This window comes from Echinicola sediminis, assembly GCF_054777495.1.
The window spans coordinates 59,952-77,234 of the sequence record NZ_BAAHAP010000020.1 but is presented as its reverse complement, the minus strand read 5'-3'; the positions used below and the strand labels follow the sequence as shown (position 1 = coordinate 77,234).

Below are 17,283 nucleotides of genomic sequence, written 5' to 3'. Positions count from 1 at the left end.
ATACTTTTCGTAGTCACCTTCTTGTTTAATCGGTTAACTGTCTCCTGTAGGCGAGGTTTGTCTAATGGTTTATCTTGCCTACTGGAAGGAAGAATCCAATTTTTCGAAAACTATCCTTCTTATTAATAGAGTCAAAGCTGTCTTTGCGGATTCATGTAGGACACATAAGGCGGAGATCGAGAATGCAGTATTTAATCGATATGTTTACACTAGAAGTGTCGTATTTGATATACGTTTTTCATCAAGAAATGCCCTCCAATCCATTCTATTAAGACTTTAAAAAAAAATAAATAAAAATTTTTCCTCCAACCCGGTATCATTTCCAAAGTTCTGTTCTTGTAGTAATAAAAGAAGTAAACAAGGTGGATAGCGATAAAAATAAAATATTCTATCAGTTAATAGCCAAGAAGGATTTTGTCGATTGGGTGAAAAACCCCAAGGGTGCAGCAAGTGTTTTTTGGCAGAAGTGGCTACAGCAACATCCTCAGCATACCGGGGAGTTTTTGCAGGCGAAGGAATTTGTTCAGCGGCTTCAGTTTGGCAAGCATGAGTTGGCCGAGGATGAGCTGGAGGACATGCTGAACAAGGTGATCGCAGCGGAGGATGGTTTGGGGAAGCCTAGGTCCTATTCTTCTCAGAGGCCTTTTGGACAATGGTTAAAAGTTGCAGCCATCCTAGTTTTTAGCGTGATGATCGCACTCATTGCCGGGGAATTTTTAGACGTTTCGATGAAGCCCGTGGAAGAGGAAATCGCTTGGAACGTATCGGAAAACCCAAGGGGAAGAAAATCTGTCCTTACCCTTCCCGATGGAACGGTGGTTCATCTGAATTACGAGAGCAAGTTGCAGTTTCCGGAGCATTTTGAAGGTGATCATAGACAGGTGGTCCTCGAAGGGGAGGCGTTTTTTGATGTGACCCATGATCCTTCCAAACCCTTTATGGTAAAGGCAGGAGATATGGAGACAGTGGTTCTTGGGACGTCTTTCAATGTGAGAGCTTCCAAATTTAGCCATGAGACAAAAGTTTCCCTGGTGGAGGGAAAAGTAAAAGTCCGCGTGCCCAATAATCCGGATCATTTCCTGAGCCCCGGGGAGCAGTTAAAATATGATGTTCGTCAGGAACAGATTGCTATCGGTCCATTTGACATTTCCAGGGTTACCGCTTGGAAAGAAGGGGTGATCATCTTTGAGGATACAGCCTTTGATGAATTTGTGGACAGGCTGAGCAAATGGTATGGGGTGGATTTCCAAATCTATGGCAGTACACCAAAAGACTGGAAAGTAAATGGCCGGTATAAAAATGAAAAGCTGGAGGATATCCTGATCGGTCTGCAGTTTATGTACGATGTTAAATATAAAATAGAAGGAAAAAATGTAACCCTAAAATTTGACTAAGCACCACCTAATAATACCCACAGATAACAGTTTTAACAATTAACGACCCAAAATTATGAAAGAAAAATTACTGAAATTCCGCTGGCTTTGCGGAGCGATGCTATTGGGCAATCTGGTCTATTCGGGACCTGCTCAATCAGCACACCTGCAAGTGGGTTTTTCGGCAGAGATGATCGCCTTAAACAGCCAGGAGAAAGACTTGAATGTACTCTTGTCGGTCAGCTTTGATCGGGCAGGTGCCAAAGAAGTATTTGACAAAATCGAACAGGCAACAGGTTTTAAGTTTGTCTATGACCGGAAAGTAGTCAGTCAGGAAGACCGGTTTACGATCCGCAGAAACAATGTGCGTCTGTATGACCTGCTGCTGGAAATATCCCAGGAGTCCCAGCTTAGGTTCAAGCAGGTAGACGACCAGATCAATGTCAGAATCGAAAAACAGGAGGATACCCAAATTGAAGAAGTCCAGGATATCACGGTAAAGGGAAAAGTAACCGACAATGAGGGGGGGCCTTTGCCTGGTGCTTCTGTTTTGGTGGAAGGGACCGGAATAGGAACAGTGACGGATATTGAAGGAAACTACAGCATAGATGTTCCCGATGGGACCATTCTTATCGTTTCCTTTATCGGCTATGAAAGCCAAAGAGTCCCGGTTGAAAACCGCTCTACCATCGATATTATTTTGCAGAGTGATGTCTCTGCGCTGGAGGAAGTGGTCGTGGTCGGATACGGTGAGGTCAAGAAGAAGGATTTGACAGGTGCGGTATCCTCTATAGGCAATAGGGAGCTCAACAGTGTGGGGGCCACAAGTCCCATGAAAGCGTTGCAGGCCAATGCTGCAGGGGTCAACATCACCCAAAGAACCAGTTCGGTAGGTGCAGAATTTGACATCCAGATCCGGGGTGCTAACTCTCTTTCAGGCGGAGTCCCGCTGTATGTAGTGGATGGGGTGATGACAGATAATATCAGCTTCCTTAATCCAAACGACATCGAACGGATAGATATCCTTAAGGATGCTTCGTCTACCGCCATCTATGGTTCCAGAGGATCCAATGGTGTGGTGATTGTGACCACCCGCTCCGGGGAGGGCATCAGAAACCAACAACCTTCCTTTACCTATTCAGGTTTTGTGGGAGTGAGGACCATCACCAATATGCCGGATTTCCTTAACGGCTATGATGAGAGTATTCTTTGGAACAGGCACCGTAACATCGCGAGGGACCTTGTGTTAGGTAATCCGATCGTGCCTTCTCTCACATACGGCTTTCCCAATGTAATCGGTGAAGACGGGGTCAATTATTGGGAAGAGGCCCTATCCAATAGAAGGGGGACCGATTGGCTGGGTGAACTCCTTAAGCCAAGTGTTCAGCAGAACCATTTTGTTTCTGCCTCTGGTGGAAATGAAAACGTAAGCTATGTGTTAGGAGTCGGTTATCAGGGAGATAATGGAAATGCCGAAGGCCAATACTTCAAAAAGTACAATTTCAAGGCAAGTATCGATGCCCGTCCAAGCGACAAGTTCGCGATGGGGGCCAATATTAACCTGGCTTATTCTGACAGGGAGTTGATTTCAAGACAAGGGTATACCCGGCAGTTGTTCAGAATGCCAAACTATGCCCCGGCCACCGATAGAGAGGGCAATACGGTGCAATCTCCCATGGTGGGCATCTCCGGTAATGTCAACCCTTATGCATACTTGGAGAGTGGTTCGCAATATAATGTGGAGCAGTTTTATGCCATCACCAATTTTTACCTGCGATTCAGTCCAGTGAAGGGCATTACTTTCCGGTCCACCTTCTCTCCCAATGCGAGGTTCCAGAGAAGTGGGGAATACTTTGACCGCTTTGCCACCAGGTCCATCTCCGTAGCCAGAATGTGGAATGACAACAGTCTTTCTTACATCTGGGATAACCAAATGAACATCACCAAAGAAATAAACGAGGACCATAGAATCTCCTATGATTTCATCCAGTCCTCACAGATGGACCGCATGGAAAATGCCTTTGCCTATGGTAGAGATGTCCCTTTTGCTTCGCTTTGGTACAATGTACAAAGTGCTCCACAGCGGGACGCTACCTCTGGGTTCAATAAGAGCACGCTGCTTTCCTTTACCAACAGGGCCAACTATTCCTACAAGGACAAGTATTTGCTGACGGCTACCATCCGTTGGGACGGTTCCTCCAAATTGGCCGAAGGCAACAAATGGGCATCTTTCCCATCTGCTGCGGTGGCCTGGAGAATGACCGAAGAGCCATTTTTGAAAGAGGTGCCCCAAGTAAACGACCTGAAGCTCCGGGTTAGCTACGGATACACAGGAAACAATAATATCCCTGCATACTCCACACAGTCTTCCCTAAACAGACAGACGTATTATGATTGGGACGGAAGAACTGCCGATGGTTTTATTCCAAACGCCATTTCCAATTCTGACCTGACATGGGAAAAAACAAGAGAATGGAATTTTGGGCTTGACTTCGGATTGTACAATAACAGGATTTCCGGTGAACTGAACGTGTACGACAGGCTTTCCCTTGACCTGTTGATGGAGCGCAAGCTGGCCATGCCTACAGGTTGGGCGAGCATGATCGACAATGTGGGCTCAGTAAGCAATAAAGGGGTGGAAGTGCTGTTGAAAACCGTGAACATTGAGCGTGGTGATTTCTCCTGGGAGACCAGCTTTATCTTCTCCAGGAACAAGAACAAAATCGTGGAGCTGTATGGAGCCAAAGAGGATGATGTGCCCAACAGATGGTTTATAGGCCAACCTGTCAATGTGGTGTACGCCATGGTCTTTGATGGAGTATGGCAAAGGGATGAACTGGCTCCAGAAGATCTTCAGGCCATGGAAGGAACGGCCAAAGTGAAGGACCTGAACGGAGATGGTAACATCGATATCGATAATGATATGGCCGTGTTGGGATCTCCCGCTCCAGATTGGATCGGCACGTTTTCCACCACTTTTAGGTACAAGAACTGGGATCTTTCGGGAACGGTTTATACCAAGCAGGGAGTCCTGCAGTACAGCCCTTTCCATACCGAATTTACCGATTTCAACAGTAGGGTGATTCTGGATGTGCCTTTCTATGTCAGGGAAAACCCTATCACGGAGCCAAGGTATTCCAATGAGTACCCCCAGGCCTCTTATATGGGACAGTATTATGGAGAGGACGCGGAGGATTATGGCTATCCCGGGTATAATAAGGATGCCTCATTTGTAAGGGTTCAAAACATCACCTTAGGATATAATTTGCCGCCAAATGCACTTTCAAAACTTGGAATATCCGATATGAGGGTCTATGTCAATGCGCTGAACCCCTTCCTTTTTACCAGCTATGATGGCTTTGATCCAGAGTGGGCAGGAGCAGAAATGTCGGGAGTGGATGCGACCAATACCTCCTATGCAATCTATCAGATAGGTACTAACATTAAATTCTAAAGAGATGAAAAGGATAAAATCAAAAATATACACTATCCTGACAGGGCTGATGCTAGTAGGCTGTTCAGGATTTTTGGAGGAGGAGAACCTGGGGAATACCACCGCGGAGAACTATTACGGGACCCAGGCTGGGTATGAAGGCTTGGTAAACGCAGCCTATGCTTCCCTACGGGATGTATATCAGCCTACACCTTATATATTCTGTGCAGGTACGGACCTGTTTTTCAATACGCACTCTGAAGTGCCTTTGGGGCTGTCTTCTTATCAGACACTGACCCCGGGAAACAGCGAGGTGGAGGACTTGTTCCGTACCACCTACCAAAGTATCCAAATCAACAATATGGCTTTGGAGTATGCCAATAGCACCGAAAGTTTTCCTGAACTGGCCACCAGGGTAGCAGAATTGAGAACCATCAGGGCTTTCTTTTACTTCATCTTGGTTCAGCACTTTGGGGATGTGAGTTTGGTGACGGATTTGGTTACCGAGCCGATCGTGCACTTTGACCGAACCCCTGCCAGCGAGGTGTATGCCTTTATTATTTCCGAGCTGGAAGCAGCAATTGATGGCTTGCCTGATTCACAGGGAGATTTTGGTAGGGTGACCAAGCGGGTGGCCCAGCATATCTTGGCCAAAGTTTATTTGACCAGGGGTTATGATACGGCAAATGGTGGCTCTGCAGCTGACTTTGCCCAAGCGGCGACCTTGGCTGATGCAGCCATTGGGGGGCAAGGACTCAACCTGAGTTTTGATGAGCTGTTTGCTTATCAAAATGACAATAACGAAGAGGTGCTCTGGTCCATTCAGTATGCGGACGGTTCTACCAGAAATTCCCCTGCACATAACTGGGATTATCCTTGGGGACCTTTGGTACAGGGAAGCAATGACGGGGTAAACAAAAAGAATACCCTTCACCCTACCGAGTACCTCTTGACTTTATTCGATGATAATGACACCAGGTTTGAGGGTACTTTCCTTAACGTTAAAACCAGTCCATATACAGGTTATCTGTTGGATCCGGACAATTCACCGGTAAATTATTACTATCCCAGAACTGCAGCCCAACTGGCTGATACTACGGCTTGGAGAGCGGCTTCCCCTACCCGGGCCAATACCGTCATTTCTCCGATAGATCCCCACTGGTGGGATGGTCTCAATCAGACGGATTTCCCCGCACTGAAGAAGTTCGACAGGGTTCAGCTGCCCAATATTAGGTACACGCATGATCTGTATTTGGCGAGGCTGGGGGAGACTTACCTGATAGCTGCTGAAGCACACTTCCAAGCGGGCAATCTTGGAGCTGCTGTGGATAGGATCAATGTGGTCAGAAGAAGGGCCGCAGCCCCGGGCATGGAAGCTGCCATGGAGGTTTCTTCCGTGGATTTGGATCTTATCATGGATGAAAGGGCCAGAGAACTGGCCGGTGAAGGGTTTCGGTGGATGGACCTCAAAAGAACCGGTAAGCTGATGGAATATACCCGTGATCGGAATCCTGACATCAGGACAATCTATGCATCAGGTACCGATCCATTCAGAGGCGCGAATAACGAGTTCAAAATCCTCAGACCGATTCCTCTTTCGGCCATCTCCCTAGATGCAGGGGATTACCCTCAAAATCCAGCTTACGAATAATATATATCAATCAAAAAAACGGTAGCGGGGCTGAACCGGCCCCGCTACCCTAAATTCCATTGCATAAGCCTGAAGGTACAGCCAAACATGAAAAAAGTTAACTGCCTATTTTACCTATTGTTTTTTCTCACAACATTAACCCTAAAAGCACAATATCCTCATATTCCTCCTCAAGTAAAGCAGGAGACTGAAGATATGCTAAAAGAGATAGAAGCAATTTCTGACAAGGCTTGGGAAAAAGCCTGGCCAATAGTAAAGGCTGAAATTAAAGAAGGAAAGCCTTATATCCCTTGGGCGGCAATCCCTGGGGATTTACCCCAGGCTGATATTCCGGCATTTCCAGGAGCAGAAGGCGGCGGGGCGTACACCTTTGGTGGCCGTGGTGGAAAAGTATATGTAGTGAACAGCTTGGCAGACAGGGGACCTGGTACTTTCAGGGAAGCCTGTGAAGCTGGAGGTGCAAGGTTCGTGGTCTTTAATGTGGCAGGGATCATCCAATTGGAAAGCCCGGTGAACATCAGGGCACCTTACATTACCATTGCAGGACAGACTGCTCCTGGAGACGGGGTCTGTATAGCGGGAGGTTCGGTTTTGATCGATACCCATGATGTGGTGATCAGGCATATGCGCTTTAGAAGAGGGGAGACGGATGTACGCTTTAGGGATGATGCTTTGGGCGGTAATGGTGTGGGCAATATCATTCTTGATCACGTGTCCTCCACCTGGGGTTTGGATGAAAACATGTCCATGTACCGTCATGTCTACCAATCAGGAGACGGTGTTGAGCATAAGCTGCCTACGGTAAATGTGACCATCCAAAACTCCATTTTCGCCGAGGCGCTGGATACCTATAACCATGCTTTTGGAAGTACGATCGGTGGGCTTAACAGTACCTTTATGAGGAATTTATGGGCCAGTAATGTGGCCAGAAATGCTTCTGTGGGCATGTACGGGGATTTTGGTTTTGTAAACAATGTGATATTCAACTGGTGGTACCGGACGATAGACGGGGGAGATCACCGCTCCCGCTATAATATCATCAACAACTATTTCAAGCCCGGTCCCATGACTCCAAAAGACGATCCGGTAGGTTACCGGATCATCAAACCAGAGGGAGATCGTTCTGTAAAGGATTCCCTTGTCTTGGGCAGGGTACATGTAAGTGGAAATATCATGGAAGGTTATGAAGCCATCTCCAAGGACAACTGGAATGGAGGGGTGCAGGTAGATGGCAAGGTGGAGCGGACGAAAGAATACGAACCTTATATCCGTGTCAACGAACCTTTTCCACTAGCTCCATTGACCATGATGACCGCTGAGCAAACCTATGATTTTGTATTGGACAATGTAGGAGCGACGCTTCCAAGAAGGGACCCGGTGGATAAGCGTTTGGTAGAACAAGTGAGAACCGGTAAGATTCAGTACACTGAAGGAGGAAAAAGCCATGTTGGAAAGGAATTTTTGGGAAAAGGCAGAAGGCGCTTGGATGAGGATAGCTATAAAAAGGGAATTATTACCGATGTAAGTCAAGTGGGGGGATATCCCGAGTATCATGGAGAGTCCTATCTAGATACTGACATGGATGGGATGCCTGACACTTGGGAGAAGGAACATGGGCTGAATCCACAGGATCCTTCAGACGCAAATGGGGACCTAAATGGAGATGGCTATGACAATATTGAAAAATACATCCACGGGATTCCTGTTGATAGGGTAGTGGATTGGACTAAAACAGAAAACAATTACGACACATTGGTAAAGCGGTATAAAGCGCAATAGCGTTGGCTTAAAAGTTATTAAAGATAATCATTGGGATACTTTTTGATACTCTACTCTTCTGCTTCCTTGGCTTATTGGTTAGCCAGGGAGGTAGGAGATTTTTTATTTCAATGCAGGAATGTGCAGGACAGACATGCTGACTTTATTTTGAAAATTTAGGATAGGTTAAATAAGAAAAGTGCAAAATAATTTCTTGCCTTTGGTCAATTTATCCATAAACCCATGAACCAATTTGAAAATAAACTTCTTTGGCTACTTATGGCCTTTTGGCTATTTCTGCCCATTTCCGCCCAGGCAAAACCTGAACATGTACATCATGGTTCAGACGTCCCAGTGGGACTTTTTAGACTGTTTGAAACCGAAATAACCAATTCCACAATTTATAAGAACCCTTTTACAGAGGTTAGGCTGGAAGTACAGTATCAATCCCCATCCGGGAAGCTGACAGATTTTTATGGTTTTTATGATGGGGACGGAAAAGGAGGAGCACAAGGGACAGTATGGAAGATAAGATTTATGCCCGATGAGGTCGGGCAGTGGAAATATGTCTACCGTTGGTCGGATGGTGCTCAAGGGGGGAAAGGCAGTTTTGTCTGTACAGCCGACCAAGCCGGAAAGGGCATATTAAAGCCTTACGGCCAAAATCCTCATTGGCTTGCTTATAACGGAACTGAGCCGGTATGGCTGAAGTCCTATTATGAAACGGGTCATGGTTCCATTGGACAGGATTTTGACTGGGTAAGGGATAATGTTTATCAGCCTTTGATCGATCATGGCTATAACCACCTTCAAGTCAATTGGCTGCTGTCCCTCTGTTGTTTTGGGCAGTATTACCTGGATGGCCCTGAGCCCGAAACCTTAGACCTTGCACTTTACGAGGAAGGAGACCCTTTTGGCACGATGAACTTGGAAATATGGCATAGGATGGAAAAGCACTTGGGCTGGCTGAATCAGCAAGACGTGGGCGTTCACATGTTTTTGGGGGTAGATGGCAGTCAAAATGAAGGTCCGGACTGGAGCAAGCTTTCTTCTGAGCAGAAGGATGCCTTTGTAAACTATATGGTGGCCCGCTTGGCGCCATTTGCCAATTTGGCCGGTTGGAACTTTGTATGGGAAGTGCCGGGAGACAGGGAGGATCAAGAGTTGGGTTTTGCAAGGCTTGTTGCCAAGTACGATGTCTTTGACCACCTCAGAACCTATGAGGATGAGTTTCCCCGGAATAATGAATACCATCGAAATGAATACAGCTTTGCGGCCATAGAGAACCATGAAGTGGCTTCCGCAGATAGGGATAAGGACCGGTTGTTATGGAAGGATGCCTGGACGCATCATATGGCCTGCTTGCTAGGCTATGAGGGCAAACCGGTGTTTATGAGTGAAGGCAATGCCTTATGGAGAAGGTTTTGGCATGAGCGGGTCGGGGCCACACAGGAGGATCTATTAAGAGCTGCCTGGGCCTGTGCCACTGCCGGAGCCTCCTTTACCTGGAATGGTCATGCAAAGGAATATGAACTCTTTGCCAATGGACCTTCAGGGCTGCCCTTTAGTGACGAGAACCCATTCCATCTTTCTGAAAAATACATCACTATCCTTTCATCCATAATGAAAGAAGAATTGGGCTTTTACAGCATGAAACCCCATGATGAGCTGCTTTCGGCACATCAGGCCACCAGGGTGTTTGCCATGGCAGAGCCGGGTAAACAATATTTGGTATTTACCATGGATGGAGCGCCTTTTTCCCTTAGCCTGGAAGAAGGTGAGTACCCGGTAGTGACTTGGATAGACAGCAAGAGCGAAAAAAAAGTAACCGAGGAGTCTATCACGGGAACGGATAAACCAATGCACTTTCAAGCCCCCAGCAAGGATACCGACTGGGTGTTGGTATTGAAAAGTAAAAGCAAAAATTAAGAAAGTAGACGTCAGAATCAAATTGAACCATCAACAGATGAAGGGGATGAAGAAAAACAAAAAGCAACTCTTAATGGGCCCTCAATTCTTAATGGTTTCATGATTGATTCATCTTAACTAAACGACATTGCATCTAAAATCTAAATCATGTTATTCAAAGGAAAAGATTTAAAGCCCGTGACTTTGGGCGTAATAATAGGGAACAGGGATTTTTTTCCCGACAAACTGGTCTCGGAGGCCCGGGCGGATATCCTGGACCTGTTCGAAGCACTCAATATCAAGCCGGTAATCCTGGATGATCAGGAGACCAAATTGGGCGGAGTGGAAACCTTTCAAGAGGCATCAAAATGTGCTGAGCTGTTTAAGCAGCACCGTGATGAGATCATGGGTGTTTTGGTGGTACTGCCCAACTTCGGCGATGAGCGGGGCATGGCAGAAACCCTTAAGCTGGCCAATCTGAATGTGCCGGTATTAATCCAGGGCTATCCTGATGACCTGAACAAGCTGGATGTGGCCCGTAGAAGGGATTCCTGGTGCGGCAAGATTTCGGTTTGCAATAACCTGTACCAGTATGGCATTCAATATACCCTGACTTCAGACCATGTGGTCCACCCTTTGGATCCTAAATTCACCAAAGACCTTCAGGAGTTTACTGCCGTTTGCCGCATTGTCAAAGGCCTGCGCAATGCGCGGATCGGCGCCATTGGTGCACGGCCAGGAGGCTTCAATACGGTCCGTTACAGTGAAAAGCTGCTTCAGCGAAGCGGTATTTCGGTAACCACCATTGACCTGTCGGAGATACTTGGCAGAGCCCAAAAGCTGGATCATGAGGAAGCAAGGGTCAAGGAGCGGCTGGAAAGGATCCATGCCTATGCTTCGGTGGGCAGGACGCCAGAGAAGGCCCTTTTCCAGATTGCAAAAATGGACGTGGTCCTTAATGAATTTATGGAAGAAAACGTGCTGGATGCAACGGCTATACAGTGCTGGACTTCTGTGCAGCAAAATTATGGCTGTAATGTCTGCACCAGTATGAGTATGATGAGTGAGAATATGCAGCCCAGTGCTTGTGAGGTGGACGTAACCGGAACCCTGACCATGTATGCGATGCAGCTGGCCTCAGGTTCTCCAAGTGCCCTGGTGGACTGGAATAATAACTATGCCGACGATGCCGAAAAGTGCGTGCTTTTCCATTGTGGCAACTGGGCAAAGTCCTTCCTGCCCGATATAGAAATTGCCACTGCCCCGATTTTGGGAACTACGGTGGGAGAGGAAAATACCTATGGGGCCTTGTCCGGTAGGACACCCGCTTCACCCCTTACCTATGGTAGAATCAGCACCGATGATGCCAAAGGAGTGATCAAAACCTATATCGGCGAGGGAAAGCTGACCGATGATGAGCTGAATACCTTTGGTAACCGGGCAGTTTCGCAGATACCAAACCTACAGGGCTTGATGCAGCATGTCTGCAAAAATGGCTTTGAGCACCATGTGGTGATGAACGCTTCCCATACCGCCAATATTTTGGAAGAGGCCTTTGGCAATTATATGGGCTGGGAAGTGTATAGACACGGCAATAAATAGACGCTAGATATTAGACATAAGATGCTAGACTTGGGACGAGTAACTGATCCGGGTTTCGAAGCTGGTCCGGATTTGCAATCCGGACCTAAAGATATTAGGGATTTACAATCCTAAAGCTATATGACTACGTTTGGTCTAAGTCTTCAGACTTAGACCAAAGAGATACAACCAAACAACCAAACAACAATGACCACGAAAGACCTGGAAATAAAATCACTGGAATACCGTAAGAAGGTGCTCCGATACATCAAACAGGCCAATGCAGGCCATACGGGGGGAAGCCTCTCCTGTACGGACATCCTTAATGTCCTGTACAATGCCATCATGAATGTTTCTCCGGAGAACTTTGCTGACCCAGACCGGGACCGCTATATCCAGAGCAAGGGCCACTCGGTGGAATCCCTGTTTGTGGTGCTGGCAGACCAGGGTTTTTTTGATGAGAAAGAACTGGAAACCCTTTGCCAATACCAATCCCACTTTATAGGCCACCCTACCCGGAAAGTACCGGGTGTGGAGCAAAACACCGGTGCCTTGGGCCACGGGCTTCCCATCAGCGTGGGCACAGCTTTGGCGGCCAAGATGGATGAAAAGGATTACCGGGTATTTACCCTGATGGGCGATGGGGAGCTGCTGGAAGGATCCAACTGGGAAGCGGCCATCGCTGCCTCCCATTACAAGCTCGATAATCTGGTGGCCATTTTGGACTATAACAAACTGCAGATTACCGGGGCTACCAAGGATGTCTGCAATTCGGAGCCGATCGACAAAAAGTTTGAAGCTTTTGGCTGGAGCGTGAAGCACGTGGACGGGCACGATATTGAAGTATTAAAAGAAACCTTCCAATCCGTTCCTTTTGAAAATGAGAAACCGAACCTGGTTATTGCCCATACCATCAAGGGCAAAGGAATCAGCTTTATGGAAAACAATATCAAATGGCATCATGGCGTGCCGAATGATGAACAGTACAGTGAAGCCCAGTTGGAATTGGATGCACAACTGGATCAATTAACGAAAGCAACTATCTAAATGACAGCATTTACCACATATACCTTGAAACAGGGACAGGCCAATCTCGAAGTATTTTCGGCTACCCTACAGGATTTGGCCTCCGAAGATAAAGACATTATCGCCGTAACCAGCGATTCCAGAGGTTCGGGCAAGCTGGTGCCTTTTGCAGCGAAATATCCCAAGCAGATTGTGGAGGTGGGCATTGCTGAGCAGAACCTGGTCGGTGTGGCAGCCGGGTTGGCTTCAGCGGGCAAAAAAGTATTTGCCGTCTCTCCCGCCTGTTTCCTTACGGCCCGGTCGCTTGAGCAGATCAAAAATGATATTGCCTATTCCGATAATCCTGTCAATGTCATCGGGATCAGTGCCGGGGTGAGCTACGGAGCCTTGGGATCAACACATCACAGTTTGCATGATTATGCGGTCTTGAGGGCTGTAAACAATATCATGGTGGTGGCTCCGGCGGATAATTTTGAAACGGAAATGGCCATCCGACAGGCAGCGGCGCTGGAAATTCCTGTTTATATCCGTTTTGGCAAAAAGCCCATGCCTTACTTGACGGACAATAAGGATTTTGAACTCGGTAAGGGCAGGGTGATCAAGGAAGGAAAAGACCTGGCCATTGTCGCTACAGGGGAGGCGGTTTATCCGGCTTTGCAAGCAGCCTTACTGCTGGAAGAGGAAACCGATTTCCAAATAGGGGTAGTGAGCATGCACACGGTAAAGCCTTTGGATACAGCGCTTTTGGAGCAGGTAGCTTCCAGCTATCCGGCTATCATTACCGCAGAGGAACACAGTATCTACGGGGGCTTGGGCGAGGCCTGCGCTTCTTTCCTGATGGAACATGGCTACCGCAATAAATTCAAAATCATGGGAATTCCGGATGAATATACCGTCACAGGTTCCCAGCTGGAAATCCTGGGACATTATGGTATTTCTGAAAGGGGAATAGCCGCTGAGGCGCTGAAGCTTCTTTGATCGGCTGTAAAGCCTGCCTTTCCCGACCACTGTACGGGATCTAAGCATCGAAGGGGGTGAAAGCATTGCTTCTGAAGCATTTCTCTTGGTTAGCTCCTTTTGGATAAAACTATAAAAAAGACCTTCCAGGTTTTTAAAACCTGGAAGGTCTATCAAACCCAAACAACATGACCAAAATAACACAATACATTATACTCTGTTGCCTGCCCTTTTTATTATTGACAGGGGCATGTGACAGCAGGTCCGCCACCGGTTCCAAGGGGAAAGTGGCGGTGGTGGTCTCTACCTTGAACAATCCTTGGTTTGTGGTATTGGCCGAAACTGCAGCGCAGGAGGCAGAAGCCTTGGGTTATGAGGTGAGTATTTTTGATTCACAAAATAACACGGCGCTGGAAAACAATCATTTTGAGAATGCCATCACCGCAGGTTATCAGGCCATACTTTTCAATCCCACGGATGCCGAAGGCTCTGTTAGCAATGTGGCGAAGGCCGCGAATGCGGGTTTAGCGGTTTTCTGTATGGACCGCGAGGTCAATTCCAGCCTGCCCACCTCCCAGATCCTTTCGGACAATTATGCCGGCTGTGTGTCACTAGGGAAATACTTTGTCGACCAAATGGATAAAAAGGGGAATTACGTGGAAATACTCGGCCTGGTGGGGGACAACAATACCTGGAACCGCTCCAAGGGCTTTCACAGTGTGGTGGACCATTATCCTGATCTAAAGATGGTGGCGCAGCAAAGTGCCGATTTCGACCGAAACAAGGCCATGGAGGTCATGGAGTCCATTTTACAGGTTCATAGAGAAATAGATGCCGTATTCTGCGGGAACGATGCCATGGCGATGGGAGCCTATCAGGCGCTCAAAGCAGCAGGTATGGACAGCAAGGTCAAGGTTTTCGGCTTTGATGGGGCAGCGGATGTTGTGGATGCGGTAAAAGATGGGAGAATAGCCGCCACAGCCATGCAGTTTCCAAAAGTGATGGCCAAAACTGCCGCCCAGCTGGCAGATAAATATATTCAAGGAGAAAAGGATTTTGCCAAAAAACTGCCTGTGGATGTGGAGCTGGTATATCCGGGCAATGTGGAGCATTATGCCGCTTATGGGAAAAAGGAGTAGGAAGGTTTAAGGTTGTAAGGTTTAAAGTTGCGCATCCGAGCTTAGAAGGGCTAGTTGTCGCAGAACAAGCTGCCGTTCGAAATGAAGGAAGCAGCCTCCTTTTCGGGATGCCCAGAGAGATGGGCTTCACAATTGGGCATTTCGACAAGCTCAATGTCCAAATATTCGCAATGACGGATTGACTTGAAGGCTCACTACTCACTACTCAAGACTCAAGACTCATGTCTCATTTCTCAATACTAAAAAAATGAAAAGAAAAGCAGTAAAAAATATCGTTTTAGGGGCTCTGATGCTGACAGCGCTCGTCAGCTCCATCTCCATCAAAAAGCTAGATGAAGTTAGGGCCTTGGCAGATCAGAAGAAATTTGATGCCGTTGCCTATGCGAGGGACTTTTGGGACAATGAACTACAGCCCAACCTAGGGGAGGCTGTGGAAATCAATCAGCTGGTTGCCTTGCTGAAAAATCAGCCTAAAAAAGCCTTTGAAGACTATTCCAAATCAATGGGAATCGGCAATATCCGGTTTTTTATGATCAGCGGCAAAGGAGAAATACGCCAAGTGGGAGAAGATGAACTGACCGTGTTGGTGAAGACTGATTCCAGCAGTCAAGTGGTCCAGATAGAAACTGAATATATTTTTGGCAATGCAGTGCGCGATGCCAGTGGAAAGGTGGATCTGGAGAAATTTGAGCAGACCATGGATTTTAACAATGTTTCCGCTGCCATTAACCAACTGGTCCGCGACGAAGTGCTGCCACCATTGAAGAGCAAGGCAGAGGTAGGCCAGGAAATCGCTTTTGTGGGGGCTGTGGAAATGAACCGCGAACAGGTGGACCTGAGCAAAGTGGAGCTGATTCCGGTAAGCTTTGAGTTAATGGATCAACAAGAAAATACTGCTTATGCTGGCCGTTGAGAAGATCACCAAAGAGTTTGTAGGGGTGAAGGCCCTGAAGGACGTAAGCCTGGAATTGCCGGCAGGGAAAGTCACGGCGATTTTGGGGGAAAACGGGGCGGGAAAGTCTACCCTCATGAAAATCCTTTCGGGCGTTTATCCGGATTATGAAGGGACGGTGTATTTCCGTGGGGAACCGGTAAAATTCCAAAATACCAAGCAGGCACAGGAAATGGGTATCAACATCATCCATCAGGAACTGAACCTGATCCCCTATTTAAGTATTCGGGAAAACATTTTTTTAGGCCGAGAGCCGGAAAATGCCATGGGACTGCTGGATGTGGCCAAAATGCGCAAGGATTCCAAGCGGCTTTTAGAAAAACTGAAACTGGACCTGGATCCGGATATGCCGGTAAATCAGTTGAAAGTGGGGCAGCAGCAGTTGGTGGAAATAGCCAAAGCACTGTCCCTGGACAGTCAGGTGATCATCATGGATGAGCCCACCTCTGCCATTTCCGATCATGAAGTAGAGATCTTATTTGATATTATCCGCGATCTGCGGGCAGAGGGAAAGGCCATCGCCTATATCTCCCATAAGCTGGATGAGCTTTTTACCATTGCGGACCGCTATGTGGTCTTAAGGGATGGAGAGATGATCGAGGCCGGAGAGATGCAGGGCATGACAGAAGATGCCTTGATCCAGCAAATGGTGGGCAGGGAGGTCGTCATCCAGCGGAACTGTGGTGACAAAACCTTTGGGGAAAAGGTACTGGCTGTTCAGGATTTGTCTTTGCCTCACCCCAAACAACCAGAAAAATACCTGCTGAAGGATATTGCATTCGATCTGGGCAAAGGGGAAGTGCTGGGCATTTTTGGACTGATGGGAGCTGGACGGACAGAACTGATGGAAACACTTTTTGGCATTCACGGCAAACAAGAGGCAAGTATCTTATTGGACGGAAAGGCCTGTCAATTTAGGAAACCCATGGATGCGATGGAAGCCGGTTTGGCATTGGTTCCTGAGGACCGAAAACAGGATGGCCTGGTGCTGAATATGGACATCTGCAATAATTCCAGCCTGACAGTGGTAGACAGTATCCTGAGCGCAGGCTTATTGGATGATAAAAAGGAAAATGGGCTGGCCCAAAAATACATGGGTGAACTGAAGATCAAGGCTTCTTCCTCGAAGCAGATTGTAGAGAAACTGAGCGGGGGAAACCAGCAGAAGGTGGTGCTGGCCAAATGGCTGGCCACCAGGCCAAAAGTCTTGATGCTGGATGAGCCTACCCGGGGGATTGACATCAATGCGAAAAATGAAATCTATAAACTGATCAAAGAATTGGCCGGGGAAGGCTTGGGACTGATCGTCGTTTCTTCTGAATTGCCGGAAATCCTGGCCATATCCGACCGGATTCTGGTCATGGCAGAGGGAAGGATTACAGCAAACATCATTGTGTCGGAGCAAACTTCCGAGGATGAAATCCTGAGGGCGGCGATTCCGGAAAGCACCAAAAGCAAGACAAAATAGAATAAAGTGACAGGTAAAATGAAGATGCTAACCATTA

At 47.4% G+C, this 17,283-nt stretch carries 11 protein-coding genes; all 11 read left to right on the top strand.

All coding sequences use genetic code 11. The annotated features are described in order from the left end of the window. Positions 1 to 362: 362 nt before the first annotated feature. The 11 genes from ACYVAA_RS07595 to ACYVAA_RS07545 all read left to right on the top strand — a co-directional run bounded on the left by ACYVAA_RS07595 (position 363) and on the right by ACYVAA_RS07545 (position 17,246). Entirely contained in the window at positions 363 to 1,394 is a 1,032-nt protein-coding gene (locus tag ACYVAA_RS07595) for a FecR family protein (protein ID WP_460540133.1), read from the top strand. A gap of 55 nt (positions 1,395 to 1,449) precedes the next feature. Further along, positions 1,450 to 4,827, top strand: coding sequence for a SusC/RagA family TonB-linked outer membrane protein (locus tag ACYVAA_RS07590; protein WP_460540131.1), 3,378 nt, complete (start codon positions 1,450 to 1,452; stop codon positions 4,825 to 4,827). Positions 4,828 to 4,831: 4 nt separating this feature from the next. Continuing rightward, the gene (locus ACYVAA_RS07585; RefSeq protein ID WP_460540129.1) at positions 4,832 to 6,457 is read left to right on the top strand and encodes a RagB/SusD family nutrient uptake outer membrane protein; all 1,626 of its coding nucleotides are present in this window, start codon (positions 4,832 to 4,834) and stop codon (positions 6,455 to 6,457) included. Between the two features lie 195 nt (positions 6,458 to 6,652). Beyond that, positions 6,653 to 8,236, top strand: coding sequence for a pectate lyase family protein (locus ACYVAA_RS07580; protein ID WP_460540127.1), 1,584 nt, complete (start codon positions 6,653 to 6,655; stop codon positions 8,234 to 8,236). Between the two features lie 222 nt (positions 8,237 to 8,458). Further along, entirely contained in the window at positions 8,459 to 10,144 is a 1,686-nt protein-coding gene (locus ACYVAA_RS07575; protein ID WP_460540124.1) for a DUF5060 domain-containing protein, read from the top strand. A 147-nt stretch (positions 10,145 to 10,291) separates the two neighbouring features. Further along, positions 10,292 to 11,725 carry an L-fucose/L-arabinose isomerase family protein gene (locus ACYVAA_RS07570; RefSeq protein ID WP_460540122.1) on the top strand — a complete coding sequence of 478 codons (1,434 nt, stop codon included), beginning with the start codon at positions 10,292 to 10,294 and terminating at the stop codon, positions 11,723 to 11,725. Positions 11,726 to 11,911: 186 nt separating this feature from the next. Continuing rightward, positions 11,912 to 12,751, top strand: coding sequence for a transketolase (locus ACYVAA_RS07565; protein ID WP_460540120.1), 840 nt, complete (start codon positions 11,912 to 11,914; stop codon positions 12,749 to 12,751). Continuing rightward, a complete protein-coding gene (locus ACYVAA_RS07560; protein WP_460540118.1) occupies positions 12,752 to 13,708 on the top strand; it encodes a transketolase family protein in 957 nt (318 codons plus the stop codon). Positions 13,709 to 13,875: 167 nt separating this feature from the next. Continuing rightward, entirely contained in the window at positions 13,876 to 14,826 is a 951-nt protein-coding gene (locus ACYVAA_RS07555; protein ID WP_460540116.1) for a D-ribose ABC transporter substrate-binding protein, read from the top strand. Between the two features lie 247 nt (positions 14,827 to 15,073). Continuing rightward, the gene (locus ACYVAA_RS07550) at positions 15,074 to 15,739 is read left to right on the top strand and encodes a DUF2291 domain-containing protein (RefSeq protein ID WP_460540114.1); all 666 of its coding nucleotides are present in this window, start codon (positions 15,074 to 15,076) and stop codon (positions 15,737 to 15,739) included. Then, positions 15,726 to 17,246 carry a sugar ABC transporter ATP-binding protein gene (locus ACYVAA_RS07545; RefSeq protein ID WP_460540112.1) on the top strand — a complete coding sequence of 507 codons (1,521 nt, stop codon included), beginning with the start codon at positions 15,726 to 15,728 and terminating at the stop codon, positions 17,244 to 17,246. Before ACYVAA_RS07550 ends, ACYVAA_RS07545 begins: the two co-directional genes overlap by 14 nt. Positions 17,247 to 17,283 lie beyond the last annotated feature (37 nt).

Excerpts from the sequence above, each read along its gene's own strand:
- ACYVAA_RS07550 (WP_460540114.1), top strand. The coding sequence starts at position 15,074 with ATGAAAAGAAAAGCAGTAAAAAATATCGTTTTAGGGGCTCTGATGCTG.
- ACYVAA_RS07560 (WP_460540118.1), top strand. The coding sequence starts at position 12,752 with ATGACAGCATTTACCACATATACCTTGAAACAGGGACAGGCCAATCTC.
- ACYVAA_RS07555 (WP_460540116.1), top strand. The coding sequence starts at position 13,876 with ATGACCAAAATAACACAATACATTATACTCTGTTGCCTGCCCTTTTTA.
- ACYVAA_RS07565 (WP_460540120.1), top strand. The coding sequence starts at position 11,912 with ATGACCACGAAAGACCTGGAAATAAAATCACTGGAATACCGTAAGAAG.
- ACYVAA_RS07580 (WP_460540127.1), top strand. The coding sequence starts at position 6,653 with ATGCTAAAAGAGATAGAAGCAATTTCTGACAAGGCTTGGGAAAAAGCC.
- ACYVAA_RS07575 (WP_460540124.1), top strand. The coding sequence starts at position 8,459 with ATGAACCAATTTGAAAATAAACTTCTTTGGCTACTTATGGCCTTTTGG.
- ACYVAA_RS07545 (WP_460540112.1), top strand. The coding sequence starts at position 15,726 with ATGCTGGCCGTTGAGAAGATCACCAAAGAGTTTGTAGGGGTGAAGGCC.
- ACYVAA_RS07585 (WP_460540129.1), top strand. The coding sequence starts at position 4,832 with ATGAAAAGGATAAAATCAAAAATATACACTATCCTGACAGGGCTGATG.
- ACYVAA_RS07590 (WP_460540131.1), top strand. The coding sequence starts at position 1,450 with ATGAAAGAAAAATTACTGAAATTCCGCTGGCTTTGCGGAGCGATGCTA.
- ACYVAA_RS07570 (WP_460540122.1), top strand. The coding sequence starts at position 10,292 with ATGTTATTCAAAGGAAAAGATTTAAAGCCCGTGACTTTGGGCGTAATA.